Source organism: Amycolatopsis sp. NPDC006131 (assembly GCF_040614175.1).
GTDB lineage: Bacteria > Actinomycetota > Actinomycetes > Mycobacteriales > Pseudonocardiaceae > Amycolatopsis_E > Amycolatopsis_E tucumanensis.
Genome location: NZ_JBEXTX010000194.1, coordinates 1 through 8,764, shown reverse-complemented (window position 1 = coordinate 8,764; position 8,764 = coordinate 1). Strand labels below are relative to the sequence as shown.

The 8,764-nt window shown below is 72.5% G+C and carries 6 protein-coding genes; 5 read left to right on the top strand and 1 reads right to left on the bottom strand.

The window, feature by feature from the left end; translation table 11 throughout:
* Positions 1-106: 106 nt before the first annotated feature.
* Positions 107-2,401: a molybdopterin-dependent oxidoreductase gene (locus tag ABZ215_RS42570; RefSeq protein ID WP_354956560.1), complete on the bottom strand. Its 2,295-nt coding sequence runs from the start codon at positions 2,399-2,401 to the stop codon at positions 107-109.
* 122 nt (positions 2,402-2,523) lie between these two features.
* On the opposite strand from ABZ215_RS42570, the gene ABZ215_RS42565 reads away from it, so the two are divergent.
* The 5 genes from ABZ215_RS42565 to ABZ215_RS42545 are packed head-to-tail and all read left to right on the top strand — an operon-like array spanning position 2,524 to position 8,668.
* Entirely contained in the window at positions 2,524-4,176 is a 1,653-nt protein-coding gene (locus tag ABZ215_RS42565) for an ABC transporter substrate-binding protein (protein ID WP_354956558.1), read from the top strand.
* A 10-nt stretch (positions 4,177-4,186) separates the two neighbouring features.
* Entirely contained in the window at positions 4,187-5,158 is a 972-nt protein-coding gene (locus ABZ215_RS42560; RefSeq protein WP_354956556.1) for an ABC transporter permease, read from the top strand.
* On the top strand, positions 5,155-5,991 hold the full coding sequence (locus tag ABZ215_RS42555) for an ABC transporter permease (RefSeq protein WP_020416048.1): 837 nt from the start codon (positions 5,155-5,157) through the stop codon (positions 5,989-5,991). Before ABZ215_RS42560 ends, ABZ215_RS42555 begins: the two co-directional genes overlap by 4 nt.
* Positions 5,970-7,616: an ABC transporter ATP-binding protein gene (locus ABZ215_RS42550; protein ID WP_354956554.1), complete on the top strand. Its 1,647-nt coding sequence runs from the start codon at positions 5,970-5,972 to the stop codon at positions 7,614-7,616. The genes ABZ215_RS42555 and ABZ215_RS42550 overlap by 22 nt, the downstream gene beginning before the upstream one ends.
* Positions 7,613-8,668, top strand: a complete 1,056-nt coding sequence (locus ABZ215_RS42545; RefSeq protein WP_354956552.1) for an LLM class flavin-dependent oxidoreductase — start codon at positions 7,613-7,615, stop codon at positions 8,666-8,668. The genes ABZ215_RS42550 and ABZ215_RS42545 overlap by 4 nt, the downstream gene beginning before the upstream one ends.
* Positions 8,669-8,764: the final 96 nt, after the last annotated feature.

Below are 8,764 nucleotides of genomic sequence, written 5' to 3'. Positions count from 1 at the left end.
ACCCGCTACGACAAGTTGGCCACGCTCTACCGCGCCGCCATCCTCATCCACGACGTCATCACCTGGACAAAGACATTGTCAGACACGGCCTAGCCCCGTAGCGGGATCAACTCCCCAGCCGGGGCGGTTCGTACGCCCGCACCGGCGGCAGCGGCCCCTCGTACCGACTCACTGCCACCAGGACGTGCGCTCCACTGGTGGCCTGCGTCAGCGTCGACGTTCCGGCGTCGCGGGTCAGCACGTTCACGTTGCCGTTCACGCAGTCCGCCACATCCGGCGCGCTCGGGTCGAACCACGCGCCGGTGTGCATCTGCGCCACCCCGCGCAGCAGCGCGTCCGTCACGACGACACCCGCGAGCAGGCTGCCCTGCGCGCTGCGCACCAGCGCGACATCACAGTCGGCGAGGCCACGGGCGGCCGCGTCCGCCGGGTGCAGGCGCAGCGGCTCGCGGCCCGCGACCTTCGTCGACTGGCTGGCCGCGCCCATGTCCAGCTGGCTGTGCAGCCGGTGCGAGGGCTGGTTGCACAACAGGTGCAGGTCGAACTCGGCGGCCAGCCGCGAACCCCACCACTGTGCCGGCTCCCGCCACTGCGCGTGCCCCGCGATGTCCGGCAGACCGAAGCCCGCCAGCGTCTCCGAGAACAACTCGATCCGCCCGGTCGGCGTCCCCAGCGGGTGCTCCGCCGGATCGGCCCGGAAGGCCTCGAAAGCCCGGTCCGGGTGCGGTTCCCGCGGCAACGCCACCCCACCCTCGCGCCCGTCGAACGGCGGCGCGGGCGGCGACCCCGGCGCGACCCGCCACTCCTCGTAGATCCGCTCCAGCCACTGCCGCGAATCCAGCCCCTCGGCGAAATCGGCGCCGAGCCGCTCGGCGAGCCGCGTGTAGATCCAGAACTCCTCACGCGCCTCGCCGTGCGGAGGCACCGCCCGCGGCACCGCGCGCAGCCGGGTGTCGCCCGCGCCGGCCGCCAGGTCGTCGCGTTCCAGCGTGCTCGCCACCGGCAGGACCACGTCCGCGTGCCGCGCGGTGGGCGTCCAGTGGGTCTCGTGCACGACGAACGTGTCCAGCCGGGACAGCGCCCGGCGCAGCCGCCGCAGGTCCTGGTGGTGGTGGAACGGGTTCCCGCCCGCCCAGTAGGCGAGCTTGACCTCCGGCAGCCGCAACCGACCGCCGTTGTAGGGGATCTCCTCGCCCGGATGCAGCAGCAGGTCGCTGATGCGGGCGCACGGGATGAAGTCCGGCACCGGGTTGCGCCCCTGCGGGAAGGTCGGCAGCGGCGGCCCCGCGATCCCCACGCCGTAGTCGCCCATCGAGCCGAACCCGTGCGTGAACCCGCCGCCGGGCAGCCCGATCTGGCCGAGGAACGCCGCCAGCGTCAGCGCCGCGAACACCGGCTGCTCGGCCCGTTCGCCGCGCTGCAGCGCGTAGACGACGTTGACGAGCGTGCGCCCGGCCGCCATCCGGTGCGCGAGCCCGCGGATCACACCGGCCGGGGTGCGGCTGATCCGCTCGGCCCACTCAGGTGTCTTGGGCACGCCGTCCACGTCCCCGAGCACGTACCGGCGGACCCGCTCGGCGCCCACCGTGTAGGTCGCGAGGAACTCCTCGTCGGCCAAACCGTCGGTGACGAGCACGTGGATGAGCGCGAGGATCACAGCGGTGTCGGTCGCGGGCATCACGCCGATCCACTCCGCGCCCAGATCGGCGAACACGTCGTCCCGCTGGGCCGATAGCACCACCACCTCCGTGCTGCGGCCTGCTTCCCGGGCGAGACCGGACCCGGCGTGCCGCGCGTGACCGCCCGGCACGACCCACGTGTTGGACCGCCGCAGCCCGCCGAAACTGACCAGCAGGTCGGTGTGCTCGGCGATGTCGTTCCACGACACGGGTTTCACCCGAAGGTCCACAGTGGCGGGTGCGCCGATCAGGTGGGGGAGCAGCACCATGCTCGCGCCGCGGCTGTAGTCGTTGACCGACCGCGTGTAACCGCCGATCGTGTTCAGGAACCGGTGCAGCTGGCTCTGCGCGTGGTGCAGCCGCCCCGCGCTGCCCCAGCCGTAGGAACCGCCGAAGATCGCCCGGTTGCCGAACATCGACCTGACCCGCGCCAGCTCACCGGCGAGCAGGTCCAGCGCCGTGTCCCAGCCGACCTCGACGTACTCGTCGTCCGGTGCGCCGCGCCGGTCGTCCGGCCCCGGCCCCCGCTCCAGCCAGCGACGGCGCACCGCGGGACGTGCCACCCGGGACCGGTGCCCGTGCGCGCTCGCCACGTTGCCGATCGCCGGCGCGGCGTCCGGATCGTCCGGGTACGGCCGGGCGGCGACGACGTCGCGGCCGTCGGCCGACACCTCCACCCGGTAGGTTCCCCAGTGCGCGCTCATCTCGCTCGTCCGGCCCACGGCCCCGACACTAACCACACGCGCGCCGTGGTTCCCGCATCCGGCCGATCAGACTCCTCGATGGGATCCCATCCCCATTTCGTCTTGGACCCCGCGGCGCGCCCGCTCGTAGGTTCCCAGCCATGCAGACCTCCCGCGTCAGACCACCCGGCCGCATCACCCGGTTGATCGCCGGCCTCGCCGCCGTCGTCGTCCTCGCCGCGTGCGCGCCGGGCACGGCGAACACGGGAAGCGGCTCCGGCGAGCCGAAACCGGGCGGCGACATCACGTTCCTGATCGACTCGCTCGGCGACACCTGGATCCCCAACAACAGCGCCATCTCCAGTTTCCAGGGCCACATCTGGGGACACGTGACCGACAAGCTCGTCTACGTCGACGACAACGGCGCGGTCAGCCCGTGGATCGCGGAGCGCTGGGAGCAGAACGCCGACGCCACCGAATTCACGCTGCACCTCAAGCAGGGCGTGACGTTCTCCGACAGCACCCCGCTGGACGCGGCCGCCGTGCTGGCCAATCTCGACATCTGGGCGAAGGGCGACACGGCCCGCGGCATCAACCCGATCGGCCTGTTCCCGAAGACCTACGACCACGCACAGGTGGTGGACCCGGCCACCGTCAAGGTGTTCTTCCGCGCCCCGACCCTCGGGTTCATCCCGACACTCGGCTACCACGGCTCGATCCTGATCTCGCCGAAGACCCTCGCGCTGCCCGCAGACCAGCAGGCCGACCTGTCCAACGACATCGGCAGCGGGCCGTTCGTCGTCGCCTCCTGGAAGGAAGGCGACAGCGTGGTGCTCAAGAAGCGGGCCGACTACAACTGGGGACCGCCCGCGCTGGGCCACCAGGGACCGGCCTACCTGGACTCGATCACCTACAAACTCGTCGCGGAGCCGTCGGTGCGCACCGCCGCCGTCCAGTCCGGCCAGGCCGACGTGGCCTACAACCCCTCGCCGCAGGAGCTGGCGTCGTTCAAGGCGCAGGGCTTCACCACCGCCACCCCGCGCTACCTCGGCTTCGTCAACGGATACGCGATCAACACCAAGGTCGCGCCCTTCGACGACATCCGGGTGCGGCAGGCGCTGCAGCACGGCATCAACCGCGACGAGATCATCTCCACGGTCTACACACCGGACTGGCAGCCCGCGAAGTCGTTCATCCAGAGCAATGTGCCCGGCGTGACCGACCACAGCGCCGACTTCGCCTACGACGAAGCCACCGCGAACCGCCTGCTCGACGAGGCGGGCTGGGTGCGCGGCGCCGACGGTGTGCGCACCAAGGACGGCAAGCAGCTGGCGCTGACCCTGTTCCCCAACCCCTACCTGGCGACCTCGAAGTCGATCGACGAGCTGGTCGCGCAGCAGCTCGGCAGGATCGGCTTCAAGGTGACGCTCCAGGCGTTCGACGTGGTCACCTACAGCTCCCGCGTCGACAAGCCCGGCAACCCGAACGTGCCCGCCTACGAGATCACCCGCAGCTTCATCGACGCGGGCACCGTCGCGGGCGTGCTCACCGACGCGAACAAGGGCGAGAACTGGTTCGGCCTCGGTCAGAGCGACGCCGAACTCGTGCGGCTGGGCGCCGCGGTGGCCGGCGCCAAGACCGTCGCCGACCGCGACGCGGCGCTCGACCAGCTGCAGGGACACGTGCTGCGGCAGGGCTACTTCGTCCCGCTCACGCAGATCGTGCAGCGGATCTACCTGCAGTCGCCCAAGCTGCAGGGCGTGACCTACAACGGGATCGCCTACGCCAGCTACTACACCGCCTGGCTCGGCTGAGGTCCCCGTCATGAACCGCGACTACGCGACCTACGCCCTGCGGCGCGTCCTGCAGGCGATCGTGGTCATCCTGCTGGCCTACGTGTTCACGTTCGTGGTCATCAGCGTGCTGCCCGGCGACCCGGTCTCGGCCACGCTGAACAACCCGCAGAACGCGTTCACGCAAGACCAGATCCGCGACATCATCGCCTACTACGGGCTCGACCAGCCGGTGTACGTGCAGCTGTGGGGGTCGCTGTCGCGGTTCGTGACCGGGGACCTCGGCCTCTCGCTGCGCACGCACCTGCCGGTGAGCCGCATGATCGGCGAGGTCCTGCCCTCCACGCTCGCCCTCGCCGCCGCCGCCCTGGCCGTGGCGCTGGTGCTCGCGCTGGCCATCGCACTGGGCACCCGCTACCTGCCCCGGCGCTACGGCCAGGGCGTGCTGCGGGCCTTCCCGTCGCTGTTCCTGTCGATGCCGAACTTCGTCATCGGCCTGGTGCTGATCCAGGTGTTCGCGTTCCAGCTCGGGCTGTTCCGGGTGATCGACTCCGAGGGCTCGTGGGCGACGTTCTTCGCCGCGGTCGCCCTCGGCATCCCGGTCTCCGCGCAGGTCGCCGAGGTGCTCGTGGCCAACCTCGATCACGAGTCCCGGCAGGACTACGCGTTCCTCGCCCGGTCCCGCGGGCTCGGCAAGACCCGGCTGTTCTTGCGGCACCTGCTCAAACCGTCCGCGCTGCCGGTGGTCACCGTGCTCGCGCTGGTGGTCGGGGAGCTGCTCGGCGGCGCCGTGATCACCGAGCAGATCTTCGGGCGCACCGGGATCGGCAGCCTGGTGCAGCGGTCGGTGACCGCGCAGGACCTGCCGGTGCTGCAGGCGGTGGTCTCGCTCGCGGCGGTCGCGTTCGTCGTGGTCAACCTCCTCGCCGACCTCGTCTACCCGCTGCTCGACCCGCGCGTGCGGTTGCTGCCCGAACGGCGGCGGACGGAGGTGGCGGCATGACGGTCTCCGCGGTCTCCGCCGCCCGCCCGGCCACCCGGCGCCGCGTGGCGGTGCCGCCCACGGTGGTGCTGTCGTTCGCCGTGGTCGCGGTCGTGTTGTCCTGGGCGCTGCTGCCCGGTCTGTTCACCGGCCAGGACCCGGCCGCCGGCGTGCCCGCGGACAAGTTCCTGCCTCCCGGCGCCGGGCACTGGTTCGGCACCGACCACCTGGGCCGCGACCTGTTCAGCCGGGTCGTGCACGGCACCGCCACCTCTGTCGGCAGCGCGCTGATCGCCGTCGGCATCGGCGTCGTGGTCGGCGGGGTGATCGGGCTCGTCGCCGGGTTCGCCGGCGGCTGGACCGACAGCGCGCTCGCGCGGCTGGTCGACGTGCTGCTGGCGATACCGCAGTTCCTGCTCGCCGTCATCGTCGTCAGCGCGCTCGGCTTCCAGACCGTCAACGCCGCGGTCGCCACCGGGGTGTCCGCGGTGGCCGTGTTCGCCAGGGTGATGCGGTCCGAGGTCATCAAGACCCGGCGTGCCGTGTTCGTCGAAGCGGCCTACCTGCAGGGCGGGTCGCGGTGGCACATCCTGCTGCGCCACGTGCTGCCCAACGCCTCCCGCTCGGTGCTGACCCTCGCGGTGCTCCAGTTCGGACTGTCCATTCTGGTCATCGCCGGGCTGGCGTTCCTCGGCTACGGCGACCCGCCGCCCGCCTCGGACTGGGGCCTGCTCATCTCGGTGGGCAAGGACTACCCGCTGGCCCCCTGGCTGGTCTACGCGCCCGCGCTCGTCACGATCGCCACCGTCCTCTCCGTGAACAGGATCAGCCGATGGCTCCGCAAGACGAACTGACCCTCGACCGCCCCGCGGCGGCCACGACCACCGGCACGCTGCTGCGCGTGCGGGACCTCACCGTCGCCTACGGCCACCACCAGGTCGTCACCGGCGTGAACTTCGAGCTCCCGCGGGCGGGCAGCCTCGCGCTCATCGGCGAATCCGGCTCGGGCAAGTCGACCATCGCCCGCACGCTGCTGCGCCTGCTGCCCGAGGCCGCCCGGGCGCGTGGCGCAGCCGAGTTCGACGGGCAGGACGTCCTGTCGCTGCCCGAACGCCGGTTCCGCCGCCTGCGTGGCCGCCGCATCGGGTACGTGCCGCAGGACCCGGCCAGCTCCCTCAACCCGGTCCGCACCATCGGCGCGCAGGCCAGGGAGGCCGCCGCGCTGCTGGACGAGCCGAGCGCGGCCCGGCGGCACGAGCGGATCCTGGAGACCTTCGCGCAGGTCGGGCTCGACGACCCGCGACGCGTCTACGACTCCTACCCGCACCAGCTCTCCGGCGGCATGCTGCAACGCGTCCTCATCGGGCTGGCCGTGCTGCCGGGACCCGAGCTGCTCGTCGCCGACGAGCCGACCTCGGCGCTGGACGTGACCATCCAGCGGCGCATCCTCGACCTGCTGTCCCGGCTGCGTGCCGATCTCGGCATCGGCCTGCTGCTCATCACCCACGACCTGGCGATCGCCGCGGAGCGCGCCGACTCGCTGGTCGTGCTCAAGGACGGGGTGGTGCAGGACGCCGGGCCCACCGCGGAGGTGTTCTCCTCGCCCGAGTCGGACTACACGCGGCGCCTGCACGCCGACGTCCCGGCGCTCAACCCGGACCGCTACCGCCGGTTGCGCGACGCCGAGCGGCCCACCGGGGCCAGGCCCAAGATCGACGTCCGCGGGGTGACGAAGACCTTCACGGTCGGCGGCCGCGCGCTACGGGCCGTGGACGACGTGTCGTTCACCGTCGGTGCGGGCACCACGCACGCGCTCGTCGGCGAATCCGGCTCCGGGAAGACGACCGCCATCCGCCTGCTGCTCGGCCTCGAACGCGCCGACTCGGGCCGCATCGAGGTGGCAGGCGAGGAGGTGACCGGCGGCTCGCACGCCGCGCTGCGGTCGGTGCGGCGGCACCTGCAGCTGGTCTACCAGAACCCGTACACCTCGCTGGATCCGACGTGGAAGGTGGAGCGCCTGGTGCGGGAGCCGCTGGACCGGTTCCGCGTCGGGACCCGGCGGGAACGCGCCGACCGGGTCCGCGAGGCGCTGGACGCCGTCGGGCTGGCGGCCGAGCTGCGCGGCCGCAAGCCGGCGGCGCTGTCCGGTGGTCAGCGGCAGCGGGTCGCCATCGCGCGGGCGCTGGTGCTGCGGCCGGACGTGATCGTGCTGGACGAGCCGACCTCCGCGCTCGACGTCACCGTGCAGGCCGGCATCGTCGAGGTGCTCCTGTCGCTGCAGGCCGAGCTGGGGCTGACGTACGTGTTCGTGTCGCACGACCTCGCGCTGGTGCGCCAGCTCGCGCACACCGTGTCGGTGATGCGGCAGGGGCGGGTCGTCGAGAGCGGGCCGGTGAAGTCCATTTTCGACAGTCCGCGCGAGCCCTACACCCGCACGCTCATCGACTCGATCCCCGCCGGCGCGCAGGAGCTGTCGTGACGGGGCGCAGGCTCGGCTTCAACACGCGGGTGTCGTTCAGCGACGACCCGGGCGCGGGGCTGCGGGCGGGCATCGAGCTGTTCCGGGCGGCCGAGGCGCTCGGCTACCAGTCCGGCTGGGCCTACCAGCGGCACTTCGACCACTACCTGTCCTCGCCGCTGCCGTTCTTCGCCGCGGCCGGGCAGCACACGCGGCACATCACTCTCGGCAGCGCGGTGATCCCGATGCGCTACCAGGACCCGGTGCTGCTGGCCGAGGCCGCGGGCACCACGGACCTGCTCATCGGCGGCCGCCTCCAGCTCGCCGTGTCCACCAGCGGCAACGCCACCTGGGACGCGGTGTTCGGCGCCGCCGGCACGGACGCGCGCACCGAAGCCGAGCGCCGCCAGGAGCGGTTCCTCGACGCGATCGCCGGAGCGGCGCTGCACATCGTGGACGGACCGGGCCAGGGCGCGCCGGTGGGCACGCAGCTGCGCGTCACCCCGCACAGCCCCGGCCTGCGCTCCCGGATCCGGCAGGGCGCGGGCAGTCTGGGATCGGCGGCGCGGGCGGCCGAACTCGGCATCGGGCTGATCACCGGGACGGTGCTGCACGACGTCCCGGAGGGCGCCAGTTTCGGCGAGCACCAGGCGCGCCTGATCGACGTCTACCGCACCACCTGGCGCGACAAGCACGGCATCGAGCCGCCGCCGGTCGCCGTCGCCGCCTCGATCCTGCCCGGCACCACGGCCGAGCTGCGAGGCATCTACGCCGCCTACGACCGGCAGCGGCGCACCGAGGGCATGGCCGCGTCCCGCCCGAAGGGCGCGCTGACCCCGGTGATCGGCGCGGACCTCCCGGCCGGGATGCGGATGAGCCCGGTCTTCCACGGCACGCCCGACGAGGTCACCGAGGCCGTGCTCGCCGACCCCGGCCTGGCGGCCGCCGAGGAGATCGTGCTGTTCCTCCCGCCGGCCTTCGGGCTCGCGCAGAACGTGCGGCTGCTGACCGACGCCGCGCGGACGGTCGCCCCGAACCTCGGCTGGGACGGCGGCCCCGCGCGGGAACGGTGAGCCGGCGCCGGGAACGGAGCCGCTGACCGGCAGCTTCGACGGCACCGACGGGGTCTGCCAGCTCAGCGCGGCCCGTACCTCGGAGATGTTCTGCCC